Origin of the sequence: Oceanobacillus halophilus, assembly GCF_003628505.1 — a bacterium.
In the GTDB taxonomy this organism is placed as follows: domain Bacteria; phylum Bacillota; class Bacilli; order Bacillales; family Amphibacillaceae; genus Oceanobacillus; species Oceanobacillus halophilus.
Map to the genome: position 1 here is coordinate 75233 of NZ_RBZP01000004.1, position 18236 is coordinate 93468.

13 protein-coding genes and 1 pseudogene are annotated in these 18236 nt (G+C 34.3%); 2 read left to right on the plus strand and 12 right to left on the minus strand.

Going from position 1 to position 18236, the window contains the following annotated elements; translation table 11 throughout:
* Nucleotides 1-308 precede the first annotated feature (308 nt).
* From wecB to D8M06_RS07955, 5 genes are all read right to left on the minus strand, one after another.
* Nucleotides 309-1424: a non-hydrolyzing UDP-N-acetylglucosamine 2-epimerase gene (wecB, locus tag D8M06_RS07935; protein ID WP_121203863.1), complete on the minus strand. Its 1116-nt coding sequence runs from the start codon at nucleotides 1422-1424 to the stop codon at nucleotides 309-311.
* A 101-nt stretch (nucleotides 1425-1525) separates the two neighbouring features.
* A complete protein-coding gene (locus tag D8M06_RS07940; RefSeq protein WP_121203864.1) occupies nucleotides 1526-2578 on the minus strand; it encodes a glycosyltransferase family 2 protein in 1053 nt (350 codons plus the stop codon).
* 42 nt (nucleotides 2579-2620) lie between these two features.
* Entirely contained in the window at nucleotides 2621-3730 is a 1110-nt protein-coding gene (locus D8M06_RS07945) for a glycosyltransferase family 4 protein (protein ID WP_121203865.1), read from the minus strand.
* 76 nt (nucleotides 3731-3806) lie between these two features.
* A complete protein-coding gene (locus D8M06_RS07950) occupies nucleotides 3807-5561 on the minus strand; it encodes an asparagine synthase-related protein (RefSeq protein WP_121203866.1) in 1755 nt (584 codons plus the stop codon).
* A 19-nt stretch (nucleotides 5562-5580) separates the two neighbouring features.
* Nucleotides 5581-6528: a glycosyltransferase family 2 protein gene (locus tag D8M06_RS07955; protein WP_158591760.1), complete on the minus strand. Its 948-nt coding sequence runs from the start codon at nucleotides 6526-6528 to the stop codon at nucleotides 5581-5583.
* Between the two features lie 234 nt (nucleotides 6529-6762).
* Here D8M06_RS07955 and D8M06_RS07960 point away from each other — a divergent pair, with 234 nt between their 5' ends.
* The gene (locus D8M06_RS07960) at nucleotides 6763-7806 is read left to right on the plus strand and encodes an LCP family protein (RefSeq protein WP_121203868.1); all 1044 of its coding nucleotides are present in this window, start codon (nucleotides 6763-6765) and stop codon (nucleotides 7804-7806) included.
* A gap of 29 nt (nucleotides 7807-7835) precedes the next feature.
* Here D8M06_RS07960 and D8M06_RS07965 read toward each other — a convergent pair whose 3' ends face one another.
* Nucleotides 7836-8867, minus strand: coding sequence for a glycosyltransferase family 4 protein (locus D8M06_RS07965; RefSeq protein ID WP_121203954.1), 1032 nt, complete (start codon nucleotides 8865-8867; stop codon nucleotides 7836-7838).
* Nucleotides 8868-9138: 271 nt separating this feature from the next.
* Between D8M06_RS07965 and D8M06_RS07970 the strand changes: the two genes are divergently transcribed.
* Entirely contained in the window at nucleotides 9139-9858 is a 720-nt protein-coding gene (locus D8M06_RS07970) for a glycerophosphodiester phosphodiesterase (RefSeq protein ID WP_121203869.1), read from the plus strand.
* Nucleotides 9859-9950: 92 nt separating this feature from the next.
* Here D8M06_RS07970 and D8M06_RS07975 read toward each other — a convergent pair whose 3' ends face one another.
* The 6 genes and pseudogenes from D8M06_RS07975 to D8M06_RS08000 form a co-directional block, all read right to left on the minus strand.
* Nucleotides 9951-11303, minus strand: a complete 1353-nt coding sequence (locus D8M06_RS07975) for an outer membrane protein assembly factor BamB family protein (protein WP_121203870.1) — start codon at nucleotides 11301-11303, stop codon at nucleotides 9951-9953.
* A 24-nt stretch (nucleotides 11304-11327) separates the two neighbouring features.
* Entirely contained in the window at nucleotides 11328-12134 is an 807-nt protein-coding gene (tagH, locus tag D8M06_RS07980) for a teichoic acids export ABC transporter ATP-binding subunit TagH (protein WP_121203871.1), read from the minus strand.
* Nucleotides 12135-12149: 15 nt separating this feature from the next.
* Nucleotides 12150-12971, minus strand: a complete 822-nt coding sequence (locus tag D8M06_RS07985) for an ABC transporter permease (RefSeq protein ID WP_121203872.1) — start codon at nucleotides 12969-12971, stop codon at nucleotides 12150-12152.
* 118 nt (nucleotides 12972-13089) lie between these two features.
* Nucleotides 13090-14277 (minus strand): annotated as a pseudogene (locus D8M06_RS07990) (CDP-glycerol glycerophosphotransferase family protein); the annotation flags it as partial.
* 85 nt (nucleotides 14278-14362) lie between these two features.
* Nucleotides 14363-15259 carry a UTP--glucose-1-phosphate uridylyltransferase GalU gene (gene galU / locus D8M06_RS07995; RefSeq protein ID WP_121203873.1) on the minus strand — a complete coding sequence of 299 codons (897 nt, stop codon included), beginning with the start codon at nucleotides 15257-15259 and terminating at the stop codon, nucleotides 14363-14365.
* Nucleotides 15260-15457: 198 nt separating this feature from the next.
* The gene (locus D8M06_RS08000) at nucleotides 15458-18139 is read right to left on the minus strand and encodes a peptidoglycan recognition protein family protein (protein ID WP_121203874.1); all 2682 of its coding nucleotides are present in this window, start codon (nucleotides 18137-18139) and stop codon (nucleotides 15458-15460) included.
* Nucleotides 18140-18236: the final 97 nt, after the last annotated feature.

Sequence of the window (18236 nt, forward strand, 5' to 3'; positions counted from 1 at the left end):
AAATTAAATATCTATTTTTTTCGTGCGATGTTTCGCTGCCGTAGCATTCCTTGTCCTACGGGAACAGCACGTGTTCGAAGCCCCCGTAGCGAGGGAACTACATGATTAAACTTCTATGGCCTTTGCGCCTAGGAAGCCTACTACGGAGAGTTACTAGAAACACAGGTACAGTTTCGGTCTTTCTGCTAGGAGGCTAAGACCGCGCTAGTTAACCGCAAGTATTCTGCCGGAGCAAATTCAAGCACTTTATTATAATTAGAACAAACGAGAGCTCATCTAAAAAAAAAGCCACAGAATAATCTGTGGCTTTATCTATTAAAGTACTCTATCATAGCATCTGCAATCCTCCGAGAAGCTTCTCCATCACCATATGGATTTGAGGCTTTCGCCATCTTATCGTGAGCCTCTTTATCACTTAATAGTTCATTCGCTAAGGCAAAGATGTCCGCTTCCTTTGTACCTGCTAATTTTAATGTACCCGCTTCGATACCTTCTGGGCGTTCTGTTGTATCACGGAGAACCAGTACAGGTACACCTAGAGATGGGGCTTCTTCCTGTACACCACCGGAATCTGTTAAAATTAAATGAGAACGAGCTGCAAAATTATGAAAATCAACAACACCTAAAGGTTCTATTAACTTAATACGATGATCCTGTCCGAGGATTTCATTCGCTGTTTTCTGAACAACTGGGTTTAGATGTACTGGATAAATCACTTTAATATCTTCATGCGACTCTACCAACCGCTTAATTGCACGAAACATTTGCTCCATATTCTCACCTATATTTTCCCTGCGGTGCGCGGTCATTAGGACTAATCTTTCTTCTCCTAAGCTATCTAAAATCGGATTGGAATAATTTGTATCTACCGTATTTTTCAATGCGTCAATAGCTGTATTGCCAGTAACATAAATACGATCCTCTGGTTTATTTTCATTTACTAGATTTAGCTTGGATTTTTCTGTTGGTGCAAAATGTAAATCTGCTAGAATACCGGTTATTTGTCGATTCATTTCTTCTGGATATGGTGAGTATTTATTCCACGTTCGTAATCCAGCTTCAACATGACCTACAGCTATCTGATTATAATAAGCAGCTAGAGATGCAGCAAAGGTCGTAGTCGTATCTCCATGTACTAACACGATATCTGGTTGTGTTTCTTTTAGTACCTTATCAAGACCTTCTAACGCACGTGTGGTGATTTGCGCTAGAGATTGTTGCTTCTTCATAATATTTAAATCATAATCAGGAATAATATCAAAAATCTGAAGTACCTGATCAAGCATTTCTCGATGTTGCGCAGTAACTGTTACCAGTGATTGAAATTCCAATGGACGTTTTTTTAATTCAAGAACTAATGGTGCCATTTTGATTGCCTCTGGCCTTGTACCGAATACGGTCATTACTTTTATAGGCTTATTCAATGATTTCACTCCAACCTACTATATTATCTATTCTATACCTATTATAGATGCTACCTCCCATCACTGTCATGTTATGATATTGTAAATTTACCATCAGAATCTTATGAAAAGAGACTTCTAACCATGCTATACGCATGCTTCATTAATATCATTAAAAAATCCCTGGTCACTGAAAAGAAATTCGTATTCGTTCTACAGACTTTATTGTAGATACTTAACTTTCCCAGTAATGTCATTCGGTGATATTGGAGCATCGTAAAAACGGTACTGCGAATAATTCGAGCAAACAGCCTCTCCTCAAATAATTGATACTGTCTATTTTGTTCTTCCATTTTTCGTAAAACAATAGGTAGTAGTGTTATGGTGTGATGATCTATTGTGAGTCCATGGATGTCATTAAAAAAGGCACAAAAAACGCTTACTTCTTGCTGCGTCAGTTCAAATGTGTAATAGGATAAAATATCTTGATGAATAGAATCAAGTATTTTTTTTCTTTGGTCCATTTTCTTTACATTAGAGTTTTTCGTTATATTGGCATGTCCCATCCGATAGTGTAATAACACTTCAGGTATAATATGTAAATGGCCAATCTTGGATAGCTGTACCCACATATCATAATCTTGAGCAACAAAATAGTGTTCATTATAGCGTAATTGATATTTATGTACGGTTTCCATTCGAATCATAGACGTAGGGTTTCCGATTCGATTGATAAAAATTAAACCTGTTTTCAATTCCGCCGAAGTTTTAAGATTGGATGAGACCACTTTATTAATTTTTCTCCCAAATTCCTTATAATAGCTTCCGACTGCATCTACATTCCTATTTCTCTCTAGGTATCCTACTTGTTTTTCAATTCTATATTTAACAGCAATATCATCCGCATCCATCACTGCTAGGTATTTGCCATTAGCTTCCCTTAAACCAACATTCCTTGTATAGGGTATTCCCTTATTCTCTTTATTCTGTAGGAACCGAATGCGAGAGTCCTCAAACCTTTTTATTATTTCCACCGACTGATCGGTAGAACCATCATCGATTATAAGTATCTCTAAATGATCATACGTCTGTCTAATGATACTCGTAATGGCCTCCTCTATGTATCGTTCACTATTATATACGGGAATAAATACCGTAACCAATGGAGAATTCATAGGCAACCCCTTCACAAGATATTTCCAATTGTATAAGTTTCCCTATTCAACTTTTAACATACTCAAATAGACGTCATAAATTCGATTAGCAAACTTTTCTACGGTGAAATGACGTGAAGCATAATCATAAAGAGACTCCCCCATAAAGTCTAAACGACCAATTTGGTGAAAGTGAATGGCTTCTTCCATTGCAAGAATTAAATCATCCACACGATTTGGAGGGATAATCCAGCCAAGATTATTATTGACAATTAAATTATTTACTCCCCCCACATCCGTTGCAATAACAGGTGTTTTGGCCCGTGCAGACTCCAATAATACAAGTGGAAAGCTCTCACTTAATGATGTTAATAACGTTATGTCGGCTAACTGATAGAAACAATCCACATCATCCCGATGACCCATAAAGGATACATTTTCCTGAATGCCAAGATCTTTGACTAAGGTTTCTAATTCTTCTTTAAGCGAACCATCTCCAACTAAAACCAGTTTACAGTTGGGAAATCTATCCAATATATTTGCAAAGGCTTTAAATGCTATGTGGTGTCCTTTGACCTGTTCCAGTCTAGCCACCATCAAAAATATAAAGTCCTCCTCTGCAAAACCAAGAACGGTTCTCTTCAGGTAGGTTTTTTTATCTTGCTGAAATTTAATTCCATTTAATGCGGTAACAATTCTCTCATTTTCGATACCAAATTCATTTAAACAGGTACGAAAAGGTTCGGAGATAACAATGATTTTATCTGCCTTTTTTAAGGCATTGATATTTAACCGACAGAGAAAATCCCCATATTTACCTTTTTCCATAAAATCCATCGTTGGGTTGCTATGTACGGTTACCGTCCATTGAAACGGTATTAACCGTTTTAATACAGAGGCATAGACGTTCGCCCTGGGTCCATGAGTATGGATAATACTAATTTGTTGTTGTTTAACATAGTTCTTAATCTTTTGAATGAGAGGGAGACTAAATCGTGTGTTATTCGAAAAATACACCGTTTTAATCCCTTCTGATTTAGCCCTTTGTAATAGTTCACCTTTCTCAAGCACACCTAGAATAAACTGATTTTTATCTAATTCTTTTAGCAAAGCCAGTATATGGTACATGCCTCCACCAGTTTCATTTCCTGCGTTTAAATGTAATATTTTCAATAATAGCACCTCATTGATTGAAACATGATTATGTCCATCAATATAACCAACTAGGCGCCAAATTATAATCGTATGGCTATCTATTAGCCAATTGATATAAAACCTGTAACAAATTTACTTTTTGTCTTAGATTAAATGCATTACTTTGAAACAGCTGTTCAACATCTTGTTCTAAAAACAAGGGGGAGATCTTAGAAAATCCACTGGAATATTCTCCCACGGCATGTTCCCAGTCACTACTTTTTACGACCGCCTCCCAATCAGCCCATGGCCCCTGATTTCCTTTAACGAATCCTATCCTATACCCTAAGCGGAAATACACCCAAGTCACGAAAGCTACGAATGAATTGATATACCAAGGAAAGTATGGCAAGCGCCCATCACTGTGAAATAGCCATTTGGTTGGTTTTAAGAAAGGCTTCACAGCTTGCTGAAAAAGTCTGCGATTAAGTTTCCACTCCTGTGGTACGGTCGCACTGATTTTCACTACTTCCTTATCCATAAATGGCTCATAGCTTCTCATTAACCTACGATTGGCATGAATGTTTGGTATATTCATATTCATCGAACTCGGCCACAACTCAAACCATTCCTCCGCCGAATTCTCTCTAAAACTTTTCACGTAGTTAAAATGTGACTTTCTCCTTGAGCTTATTTCCGACAAAATCTCCGCTTTTATCTGTCTATTTGTATTGCGGTTACCTTTAGTGGAAGTCTTCTCCCTAATATCCGGCACAAACGAATATCGTATGGAAAGCGGTGTTTTTTGGATTCGAGCTCCTTTTAATAAGGCATCCGCAAATAAGCCTCCGAAAACAGCATCATATTTATGTAAACCATAACTTTCTTGAAATCCAAAAGCATGCGCATGGCGATATTCGGAACCGCCGCCTACTAGTTCAGCGGTATCAGGTAACATGTGCAAATAATGTAGTCTGTCTCGTTGAGCCATTTTAAAAGTTGCTCCATATTTCTTTGCCGCTTTTTTGGCCATTCTTCCTTCCGTATTCATCTGATCCAGAAAAACGTAGGCATCTCTAGGATTGTCCTTTAGTAATGCAGAAAGTACTCGTGAATCTTCCCCTCCACTAATAAATTGAGCAATGTCTGATACTTCACTCGTAATGGTATTGACATATTTTGTTAGGGCATTTCTTATGTTATTTGCAGCGACGTTCATGGACGAATATCGTTGTTCTTCTTCAGGAATCCAATATGGAATAGTTTTTTCCACTACGTTACCTTGAATAATATTATGTGTTGCAGGACTACTCTGATGAATCGATTTATAAATTGTATAAGGAAAGGTAACTACACTATGCAGGATAAAATCAGCTATCGAAATCGAATCCATATCATCTGTTTGCCCAGCAGCCCTTGCTAGTGCATCCACATGTGTTCCTAACATGATATTTTGTGAATTCCGATAAATAAAAACTGGTATAAAAGACATCATATCCGTAATGCACTGAATCTCTGAAGTTTCTTTATTAATTATCAAGAAGACAAAGGGTCCGCTTACATCTTCCTTCCAATTAATATCCCCTTGCTGCCAGCGGTTATAAATGTGTCTAGTACCGTTATTATTTTTCCCATCTTTCAGGAAATGGTTATCACAAAAGTATAAAACGGGACCACCGATAACAATACACAGATACTTATCTGTTTCATATGGCTGAAAAGCTCGATATAGATTCTGGCTAACAGCTACCGAACCCCATTCACCATGAAACTCCAACACAGGTGGTTTATCTCCCGTGTAGATTCGCTGAATGTGTTCTGTCATCTTCCCCTTTGGTATGATTTGCCTAGAAAATAAAAAGTCACTCATGCCTATCTCATCCAATAATTTAATTTAAAGATTTTTTCACAAACGCTTGAATAAAAGAATAGCTCCTCAGGAAAATTAAAATTGGGTTCATCAGTCTCCATTCAAAAACCTTTATGTGGTTGTTCCTTAATTGCCGATATACGGAAAAAGCTTTATGAATACCTAAATTATATTTCCATGCTAGAATAATCATCATGCGTCCATTTATATTTAGTACTTCTAATTCTTTTTTGGTTAAATTATCTTGCAAAAAACGACAATGATTGATAAACACACCTAACCTTGTGTTGAACATCTTCTCACTTTTTTTAGCAGTTAAACTATCGTTACTTTTTGTCACACAGTAAATCACATCATTTGATACATAAAAATGGTTCATATAATAACCTACTTTTGTAGAAAACATTACATCATTGGAGGCCATTACTTCATCAAAATTAATTCGATTGCTTTGCAGAAAACTTCTTTTAATTAATTTCGACCATGGGACACTATAAAAGTACCTTAGAGGTGCTTCGGTCTTTATATCAGGATTATACAAATAATTCACCACTAGATTTTCATAGAAAAGGTGTCTGTCTGAACTTTTCCCTGTTTCTATATCGATACTATCAGGTCTAAAAAAGATCACATCGTAATCAGAGTTTAAAAAAGGTTTAATTTTTTCATAAAAACTCGATACAAAATAATCATCGGAATCAGCAAAAAGAATCCATTCTCCCCTAGCTTTCTCTAGCCCAATATTTCTGCAGACCCCAGCTCCTTTTTTATTTGTTTCATTCCTCATAAAGATAGTCTGCCCGTTTCTGAAGTCAATTAATAGCTCATTCCATTTATCTAATCCTTGCGTGCTTTTATCGTCAATGACAATTATTTCTATTCCTTCACTTGTAGGAATGCTGTTTAATAATTTCTCCAAAGATTCCACAGAATTATAATGAGGGATAATTATTGTAAGATGCATCATCTTCATTCACCCTTAATTGAGTGTACTTTTTTTACCGTATTAACATATTATTATTGATGATAGACCTTTTTATACTAGTAAATACTTCCTTCATAAGGAAATTTTTGAAAGCTACGGAAAATAGCTGATTTTGTCAAAAAAGCATTTACGAGTTTATAGATTCATAGTAAAATATAGTGTAACCTTTTGTATTTTATTTTTAAAAATCCTATCTTTATTAAAGGGGCTTATTAAATGTCTAAACGCAATAATAAAGAAACGACACGTTTAGTAAAAACAAAAAAGCGTAAAATCCGTAAACGTGTATACTTTATCATATTACCTATCGTTATTGCCTTTTTAGCTGTATTATCTTACGCATCGTATTTATATATCAAAGCAGACTCCGTATTAACCGATTCTTATGAAGATGATGGAAGAGAAAAATCTGATTTACGTGAAACGATTGTTGATCCAACTGAGGATAATGTTTCCGTATTAATAATGGGTGTTGATGCAAGTAACGTCAGAAACAATGCAGAAAGTTCCAGAACAGATACCTTGATGGTAGCAACTTTAAATAAAATTGATAACAGCGTAAAATTAGTAAGTATCCCACGTGACTCCTTAGTATATATTCCAGAGGTAGGATACGAAACGAAAATTAACCATGCTCATGCTTATGGTGGAACAAAAGCTACCATTGATACAGTTGAGAACTTATTGGAAATACCAATTGATTATTATGTTAAATTGAACTTCGAAGCATTTATTGATGTTGTGGATGCTATTGGAGGAATTAATGTAGAAGTACCATATGAATTGTATGAACAGAACTCTAAAGATAAAGCAAGAGCCATTCATCTTCTACCTGGGGAACAGGAATTAGATGGGGAAGAAGCACTGGCATTAGCACGGACCAGAAAGTTAGATAATGATATCGAACGAGGAAAACGCCAGCAAGAAATTATTAAAGCGGTTGTTCAAAAGTCCGTATCTGTTAATTCCATATTAAATATGGATGATGTCATTGAAGCTGTAGGAAGCAACATGACAACTAATATGACATTCAGTGAAATGAAAAGTTTTGTCTCTTATGGCACCTCTGGAAAGAACTTAGATTTCCAAACCATCACACTCGAAGGTACTGATTACCAGCCAAGTGGAACGTACTACTGGAAATTAGATGAAATGGTCCTAGGAGAAACAAAACAAGCACTGCAAGAACATCTTGATCTAATTGAAACAACCACTGCAAGTCAACCAACTGAAACAACAAGTGAAGAAATAACATACTAAAAAAGAGCTGCGACAAGCAGCTCTTTTCTTTATGGTTTTTGCTTCATTGCTCTGTATAAGTTCGTTAATGGTTTATATTGACTATTTATTAATTCCAGATTTTCAATAAGTATCTGTAACACGAATAGGGCAATTAGAAAGATAAGAATGGATCCCCAAATTGTTGTCATCGAAAATAATATGGCTGCTAAACTGAACATCGCACTTAATGCATAGATAACCAATACCGTTTGCTTATGCGTAAATCCACTCTTTAATAATCGATGATGCAAGTGGGAACTATCAGGCTTTGATATCGGCTGTTTATTAATAAATCTCCGAACCATGGCAATTAACGTGTCTGATATGGGCACTCCCAGAATAAAAATCGGTATAACAAAAGAAATAAAGGTTACATTTTTAAATCCAAGTAAGGCTAGTACAGAGATCATATAACCTAAAAATAATGCTCCGGTATCCCCCATAAAAATCTTCGCTGGATGAAAATTATACCGTAAGAAACCAAGTGTACTAAAGAATAAAATGACTGCTATGGTTGTTACATATACATCACCCATAATAATTGCCATACCCGCAATGGTGATTAGAGCAATAGTCGATACTCCAGCCGCTAACCCATCTAATCCATCAATCAAGTTAATTGCATTGGTAATCCCAGTTATCCACAATATCGTAATAATCGGGCTTAGTAAGCCAAAGTTGATTTCTCCGCCAAACGGCAAGTTAATAAAGTCAATGTCCAGACCACCCCAAAACACAACTAGCGATGCAACAACTAATTGCGTTAGAAACTTTATTCTAGGTGATAAGTCAAATCGATCATCCAAAACCCCTAGAGCAACGATGACAAATGCTCCAACTACAATGGAAAGATGATATTGCTCGTGTGGCTGAAGAATTAGTAAACCAAATAAAAAACTAATAAAAATCACTAAGCCGCCAAGTGTAGGGATTGGATTACTATGCATCTTTCGATTATTTGGCTTGTCCGTAATATTAAATTTTTTAGCTAATTTTATGATTACTGGTGTAATTAATATTGACATGACGAAACATAGCATCGCCAGTAGTATAATTTTCAGCAAAACTACCCCACCTCTTTTTATTAAGGGTCGTCCTATTCACGTATCCTCACTAAATTATATCTCTATTCTATATAAATCACCATGATAAAATGGAAATTTATAGATATTTAAATAGAAAGTCACCGTTTGCATTATTTAAGCTTCCCTGCTTTTAGAAAAACATGTAAAATATTCACAAATTGGTATAAGAAATAAATGCGATATGTTATGCAATTTCTAAATTTAACCATTAGGGAGATGATTTGATTTGGTTTTAAACTTCGCTCATCGCGGTTCCTTAACGGAAGCCCCTGAGAATACAATCCCCGCCTTCCAAAAGGCCATGGAACAAGGTGCTAATGCCATCGAATTAGATGTTCAACTTACCAAGGATAAACAACTCATCGTTTGTCATGATCACACATTCAGACGCTTGAACCCAGATGTGAAGGGGAAAATACAGGATTTTACATTAAAAGAAATCAAAAACATCGATGTAGGTTCCTCCTTTAGTGGTGAATATAAAGGAGTTACATTGCCAACGCTGCAAGAAGTTCTGAATATATGTCCAGAATATATCCTTCTTAATATTGAAATTAAAAACATTCCAGTCATCTATGAAGGAATAGAGAAAATATTATTAGATTGCCTTTCAGAGAATAACCGCCTAGAAAATATCCTTATTTCATCATTTGATCATACGGCATTAAAAAAAGTGCAAGAATTGAATTCCGACATCCCCTTAGGTATGTTGTTTTATTATCGTATCTTAGAGCCATGGAAGTACGCCCAAAATAGTGGATTAAACATCACCAGTATTCATCCGAATCAAGTGTATACAGATCGTTTATTTATCGAGTATTGTAAGGCATATGGATTTAAGGTTTATCCATATACTGTGAATTCTGTTGAGCATTATGAAGCGCTTCTGGATTATGGGGTTGATGGTGTGTTTTCTAATAATCCTGGGGTATTTGCTGTGGGGTGAAGAAAGCTATTTTCGCACTTGAATACATTGCTATAATTTTCTTCTAAATCTAAGCTAAAAGGCTATTCTGCAATTACAGAATAGCCTTTAGCTTAGATATTTTTCCTTTTTCTATATAGGAAGAAACCTAAAATAATAACAATCACCGCTACTATTGCAAGTAGGACATAGTTTATTCCATTAGTAGCTTCTTTATCAGATGAATTAATGAAGTTTTTCGATATTCCAAAATCTGACAATGGAACGGCATATACATTTGTATCCTGACTGCCAACAAATAAAGTATCATTTATTATTATTGGACCAGCTGGAGCTAATTTACCTTCTAACTCTACCTCTCCCAATTTCTCTCCTGTTTCTGAATTTAGTGCGTATACAAAGCCTTTCGTGTTAGAAAAGTATACAACACCATCTTGAGCTACAGGTGGGGCTTTCATAACCTCGTTTTCAAATTCCCATAATTTATCACCAGTTTCCAAGTCATAAGCATAGAAGGTTTTCGTAATTGGACTACCTACATATATCTTCCCTTCATATATCATAGGAGCACCAGATTTATTATTACTAACCATCTCTCCGATTCCTAGACTTACTTTCCAAATAATATCGCCTGATTCCTTATCTAAAGCATACATAAAATGTTCAGGAGTATCCCGTTCCCCTTCTAAAGCAGTAGTTACGACAATATCTTCTGATACAGCTGGTGGTACGTCGTCTAACCCTGCTATCACTTTAGGAAATTCCGTTTGCCATGCTAAGTCATCCTGCAACAAATCATACGCAGAAAAAGTATATGGTAACGGACCACTCCCACCTACAAATAGTGTATCATCATTAATATTAGGTGAAGACATACTAGTAGTAGATCCTAATTCTTCTTTATGCAACAGATCACCGGTCTTAGAATCGAGTTTATATAAATGTCTATCCCCAGTTGCAATGTAGACTGCTCCGTCGTAATAAGCAGGGGTTGGCATCACTTCTCCATCAGTATTGTACTTCCAGAGAATATCACCTGAATCAGCATCAAGTGCTAAAAGGCCACTTTCTCCAGTTCCACGAATTCCATTGTCTTGAAAAAAACGATTACCAAAGCCTACATAAACTATGTCATCTTGATATATCATTTCAGAGTGAATCCAGTTAGGAGCTTTATTTCTCCATAGTTCTTCACCAGTAACTACATCAAACGCAAATAAATCACCAGAGTTATGATTTCCTACAAATAATTTGTTCCCTACTACGACTGGGGTTGACCTTACTTCATCGGCAGTTTGATATACTTGTGAATTCAATGGTTCAGAACCATTATTATATACCGCATTCTTATCACTAATCATCCGATATTGATTCCATTCACTAGGGCCAAAACTCTCACCATAAACACCAGCAGGAAAGGTATTTATCATTAATATAGCTACTAGTAATATGCATATTTTTTTCATATATACGTCTCCTATTTTATAATCCTATGTTAACTGGGCCAAGGCCTCTTTCTGACGCTTTATACCGGCATCTCTATAAGCCTTTCGTTCCTTAGAGGACATATTTTTCCATTCTTTTAAGAATAATTCATACTTTGGAATGACTTCCTCAACTAATCCAAAATCTTTTACCATTCCATACTCTAACCATAAAATTTTCTCACAAAACTCTTTCATTTGTCCAATAGAGTGACTTACAAAGATCATTGTTTTCCCTCTTTGTTTGAATTCTTTCATCTTTTTTAAACTTTTATCCGCAAATGCTTTATCCCCAACCGATAATGCTTCATCAATAATAAGAATGTCAGGGTCAACATTAACTGATATCGCAAAACCAAGTCGGGATTTCATCCCACTTGAATAAGACTTAACAGGCTGATCAATGAACTTTTCAAGCTCTGCAAATTCAATAATGCTAGGTTCCAGTTCTTTAATTTTGTCTTTACTAAAACCAAGCATTAACAACTTTAACTCAATATTATCTCTACCAGTTAAATCATTTTTTAAACCTGCTGAAACCGCAATAAGCGCAGATTGCCCATTAACCTGAACACTTCCAGAAGTTTCAGGAACGATTCCGGCCACTATATTCGATAACGTAGATTTTCCTGATCCATTAATTCCTATAAACCCAATAATATCCCCTATCTCTGCTTCAAAACTAACATTTGCAAGTGCATAAAAATCTTCACCATAACTTTTTGGTGTGACTAAATCCAATAATCGCTCTTTTGTTCCACTATACAATTTATATTTCTTTGAAATGTTCTTTGCTATAATTGCTTTTTCCATTTTTATCACAAACCCTTATAGATAATCAATAAAATGTCTTCTAAATTTGACATGCATTGCAGCACCAATCAAAAACAATACTAATACTACTCCCCAAAATATCAGAGTATATTCCCAGTGTGTGATAAAATACCATTCAGAACCAAAGAATGATGTTCTATAGCCTTCAATAATATAATAAAGTGGATTTAACTTCATTAAATTCATGATTGCGGGGAAATCGACAAGCAATGTAACAGGCCATAATACCCCGGATAGATACAACAGCATTCTAAGTGTAGAATTTAAAAACATATGCACGTCTCTAATAATTGTTGATAATGTCGAAGTTATTAACGATATAGAGAAAATTAAACACAGCCCAGCTAAAATAAAATAAATGAGCTGTAAGTAATAAATATTAATGTAGTAGCCTGCAAATTGAAAAATAATGATTGTAATTGTTAACATAAATAAATGTACATAAAACTGTGAAAATATTACATAACTAGGAATAATGCTCATTGGAAAATTCATTTTTGAAAGCATACGCAATCTAGAATAGATAGATTTAGACCCTTGAATAGTGGACTGATAGAAAAATATCCATAGGAAAAACGCAGCTAAAAGCCAATAAAAGAACGGAACTTCGGCACCTCCAACTGAGACTGGTTCTCTGTCACGAAGGGTTCCAAATACAAACCAATAAATAAGTATTTGTATAGATGGGTTTAAAATCTCCCAGGCAATTCCTAAGTAATTATTTTTGTTTTTACTCTTTAATTCATATAGAGATAGCCTGCGAATTAAGTAAAAATGGTTTATTTGCTCTTTCAATACAGTTATTGCAGATTTCATAAGTGTGTCCTTTCAACTCTATATATGAATTATTATTATACCACAATCTCATATTATACAAATAACAGTAATACAAGAATAAAACAGGTATATCTATAATTATGATGATGATTTTGATTCAACTTTCGGCAAACACTTCTTCTACTACTCGTTTACTTGCTTGACCATCCTCTAAATAACAAAATTTTTTATAAAAGGCTTCAGTTTTATCAGATGGAATAAAGCCTCTTTCGTCAATTTCCTTAATTTTATTTATTATTTCTTTAGTGGTTTTCAGAAGAGGTCCAGGTGCTTTCTTTTCAAAATCAAAATAGAAACCTCTTAGATTATCCCTATAGTCTTCTATATCATAAACAAAAAACATAATTGGCCTTTTTAAGTTAGCATAATCAAAGAAAACCGATGAATAATCAGTAATTAATATATCTGAAATCAAATAAAGTTCTCTTATATCAACATGATGAGAGAAATCATAAACAAAATCTTCATATCCACTTAAATTTAAATTTTCTGCAACAAGGTAATGTAAACGTAATAAGATGATATAGTCATCTCCAAGTTCTTGCTTCATTCTATCCAAATCCATTTGCAATTCAAATTTATACTTACCCTTAGCATAAAATTGATTATCTCTCCAAGTAGGTGCATAAAGAATGATTTTCTTATCTAATGGTAATTCAGATTGTTTTTTTATATTTTCTATTGTTTCTTGATTGTTATTGTTAATTATGAAGTCATTTCTAGGATAGCCCGATTCAATTATTTTTTTTTCAAAATGAAAAGCTCTCTTAAAAATTTTAGTCGAATATGCGTTTGGTGAAACTAGATAATCCCACTTACTTGCTTCCTTTATAAAATTCTTTTTATACTTCTCTGTATTAGTTCCAGGCATATGAACTTCATTCATATCTGCTGCTAACTTCTTTAAAGGTGTTCCATGCCATGTTTGGACATAGGTTGTATGAATCGGTTTCGGTATCCACAATGGTAGTCGGCTATTAGATACCCAAAACTCAGCTCTTGCCATTAAAAATAACCACTTTAAAGATAGCCTTTTTACTTTATTCAGATTTCCATCTTGAAAAGAATCGATATATCTCCTGTCAATACTCCAATACATTTTATAATCAGGATAATATTGTTGCATATATTCAAAAATTGCTCTTGGACTATCACTATATTGTTTGCCTAAAAAACTCTCAAAAACAACTGTTTTCTTTTTAGGAGGTAGATTACCTAGTGTTTTAAAACTTACTTTATATAATCTTTTTAATGTTTTATCAATAAATAATTTCATTTTTTTTCTTATGCTATCTAAGTTCATAATCGTATTCCTTTCAATAGCAAAATATAAACGAAAAGATTATAAGATCTTTTCGTTTTTTTATCTTTTATTTTTTTTGAATTAGAGATTTATTATTTAATTTCTCGTTTAACTCTTTCAAGTAGTTAATTAACGGTTCACGCAAATCTTCTCTAGATAAAGCAATTTCTAAGGTAGTTTCAATAAATCCAAGTTTCTCCCCAACATCATATCTCTTACCTTCAATATCATACGCATAAACTTTTTGGATTCTATTTAATTCTTGTATAGCATCTGTAAGTTGAATTTCTCCACCAGCACCGGGACTTTGTTCACCTAAAAAGTCAAATATTTCAGGTGTCAAAATATACCTTCCTATGATTGCCATGTTAGAAGGCGCTGTTCCTTCTTTTGGCTTTTCCACAAAATCTTTCACCAAAAATCTTCTACCTACGTGCTCATGGTAATCAATTACACCATATCTATGCGTTTCATCAAATGGCACTTGTTTTACGGCGACAATAGATGAACTGGTAATTTCATGCTCCTTTATTAATTGCAATAATCCAGGCTCATCATTCCTTATGATATCATCACCCAACAATACAGCAAAAGGCTCTTCTCCAATAAATTTTCTGGCACACCAAATGGCATGACCTAAACCTTTTGGTTCTTTCTGTCTAATATAATGTATGTCTACCTTTGCGGATTTCTTTACTCTATCTAGTAGTTCAAATTTTTCTTTACGAAGAAGATTTTCTTGTAATTCAAATGAATAGTCAAAATGATCTTCTATCGCTCTTTTCCCTTTTCCAGTCACAATGATAATATCTTCAATCCCCGATTTTACCGCTTCTTCTACTATATATTCGATAGTAGGTCTATCTACAATTGGTAACATTTCTTTAGGCATCGCTTTAGTAGCTGGCAAAAATCTTGTTCCTAACCCAGCTGCTGGTATAATAGCCTTTTTTATTTCAGGCATAATAATCCTCCTAAATACTACTAATATTTCAGCCATAAATCTTTTGTTTATTATAATCAATTATATATTTTTTATAAATACTTTAAGTCGAGTTTTTTTCGATAATATTCTTCAGAAAACAACAAAAGAGTACATCAAATATAATAATAGCATATTTGATGTACTCTTGTAATTCTGATTTATTCAATTTTATTTAATTTATTCCAAATAACTAGAATGAATAAATACTTGCTTACCCTCCAAATATCCTCGATACCAAGTATTTTTTCCTACAGTTTCCGTCTTATTAACTTTAAGTTTTTTTCCTGCATACTCAGACAAATCATAAACTAAATCTTTACTACCTCCCCAGGCTTTACTATAGGCCTCTCCTGTACCTTTGGTGTGAAATATTTTTGATTTAGTATCTACACCTTTATGATTATGGGTAGATAAATCCTCTTCTCTCACCCAGCCAATTATTCCTCTTTCACTACTTGGTTGTTTACTTATTAAGTAATATATTTGATTGTCGAGTTTGGTTTGCTTTTTAATGTAGTACACAGCGTTCAAATACTCATTTGCAGATTTAGCTGTTGTCTTATCACCGATATTTTGATAAATTAATACATCACTATGTTTAATGTGCCCTAATTTACTGGTGCCACTTTCTGTTTTAACAGCTACATAACTTGAATGAATAAATACTTGTTCTCCATCCAAATATCCTCGATACCACGTGTTCTTTCCTACGCTTTCCGTTTTATTTACTTTTAATTCCTTTCCTGCATGTTCTGACAAATTATAGACTAAATCTTCATCTCCTCCCCAGGCTTTAGTATAGGCTTTCCCTGTCCCTTTAATGTGGAGAGTTTTTGATTTAGTATCTACCCCTTTATGAACATGTGTGGATAAATCTTTCGCCTTCACCCAGCCAATTACTCCATTTTTACTGCTTGGCTGCTCGCTAAGTAAATAGTAGGTTTGATTATCGAGTTTGGCTTGCTTTTTAATGTAGTATACGGCATTCATATACTCCTCCGCATTTATTGCTGACGACTTGTCACCAATATTTTGATAAATCAATACATCACTATTATTAATATGTCCTAGTTGGCTGGTGCCACTTTCTGTTTTAACAGCTACATAGCTTGAATGAATAAATACTTGTTCTCCATCCAAATATCCTCGATACCATGTGTTCTTCCCTACGCTTTCTGTTTTATTTACTTTTAATTCCTTTCCTGCATGTTCAGACAAGTTATAAACTAAATCATCGTCTCCTCCCCAGGCTTTACTATAGGCATTTCCTGTCCCTTTAATGTGGAGAGTTTTTGATTTAGTATCTACTCCTTTATGAACATGTGTGGATAAATCTTTCGCCTTCACCCAGCCAATTACTCCATTTTTACTGCTTGGTTGTTCGCTAATTAAATAAAAACTCTCACTTCCAATTTTTGCTTGTTTTTTTATATAATAAACTTTATTACTTCTTTTTTCTCCAGCTAAATTTGCAGAGTTTTCATTCCCTATTGATTCATAGATTTTTACATCTTTATTTTTTATATGTCCAAGCTTACTAGTCTTTTGTTCTTTTTGAGTTTCAACAAAGTTTTCGTGTATCCACACCGTTCTCCCCTGTAATACCCCTCGGTACCAGATATTATTTCCTACTTTTTCCGTCTTATTTATTTTAAAATCCTTATACTTATACTTAGAAAGGTCATGATAAACAATATTGTCATCTCCACCCCATACTTTGTTAAATGCCTTGCCATTTCCATTTACTATGAAACTTTTTGACTCTGTATCTATACCGACGTGATTATGAATCCTTAAATCTTCTGCTTTAGCCCATCCTAAGACTCCATTCTTTGTATTAGGTTTCCTACTTAATAAGTAATACACCTTACCATTAATTGTGGCTTCAGCTTTTATATAAAAAACTTCATCTGTGTTTGAAGAACCTGCTTTAGACGAATTACTTAAGTTAACTGGATTATTATAAATTAATGCATCGCTCGATTTCAGATGTCCAACTTTACTAGTATTTGCTTTTCTGCTGCTAACTATTTTATTGTGTCTATCATTCACCAACTCTAAGAATTCGTTCCAATTATAACCATATCTCGCAAAATAACCATGCGGATCTACGTGATTTGTTTTACCTAAGTGTATACTTACTGCTTTGTGTGACCATAAAGTTCCTTTTCCATCGCGCTCCGCACTATTCACTCCTAGATTATAGGTGTATAAAATATCCGCAATGTAATCTGCATAGTTGTTTATAGATCTAGCAAATTGATCAAAATTATTTACTCTCACCAACTCTACGTGAACAAAACGTTGGTTTGCAATTCTTCCTGCACCCCAAGCACCATAATTCAAAGGATGTATTTCTATAATATTTTCATGATCAACAAATGCATGAACGAAGGCATTTTCATGATTTCTCGACATATAGCTAATTTCTTGCGTTATATTTGAATTATCGTTAGCTGTTTCATGTGCAACAACACCTTCTATCGCGCCATATCCATTACGATAAGTGAATTTTGTAAAAAAATCCTTGTATTCATAACGAACTTTTGAGACATTGAGGTTTCTAATATAATTATTTACATCTGGATAAATAGACCTTATATAAATAGATGACTTAACTTCATCTGAAGATAGGTGTTCAGACTCAAACTCGCCATCTCTCCAGCCTTTCGGTATGTACTGTAACTGTTCTTCCGAAAGTTCACTAATATCCTCACCATAAACTTCGGTACCAACTTCAATACCAAATTCATTTAGGTCATTTTTGTTTGAGTCACTAATTTCGTCACCAAAACTAATTACAGGGCTAAATATTAATAAACAACTTATAATACTAATATATAAAACTAAATTCTTCATCTTCTCCCCCTATGATATTATCAATCTATGCAGTAAAAAAATAGCATCTTAGTTACATGGAGATTTTAGTAACTAAGATACTAAAGTTCTTTATAAA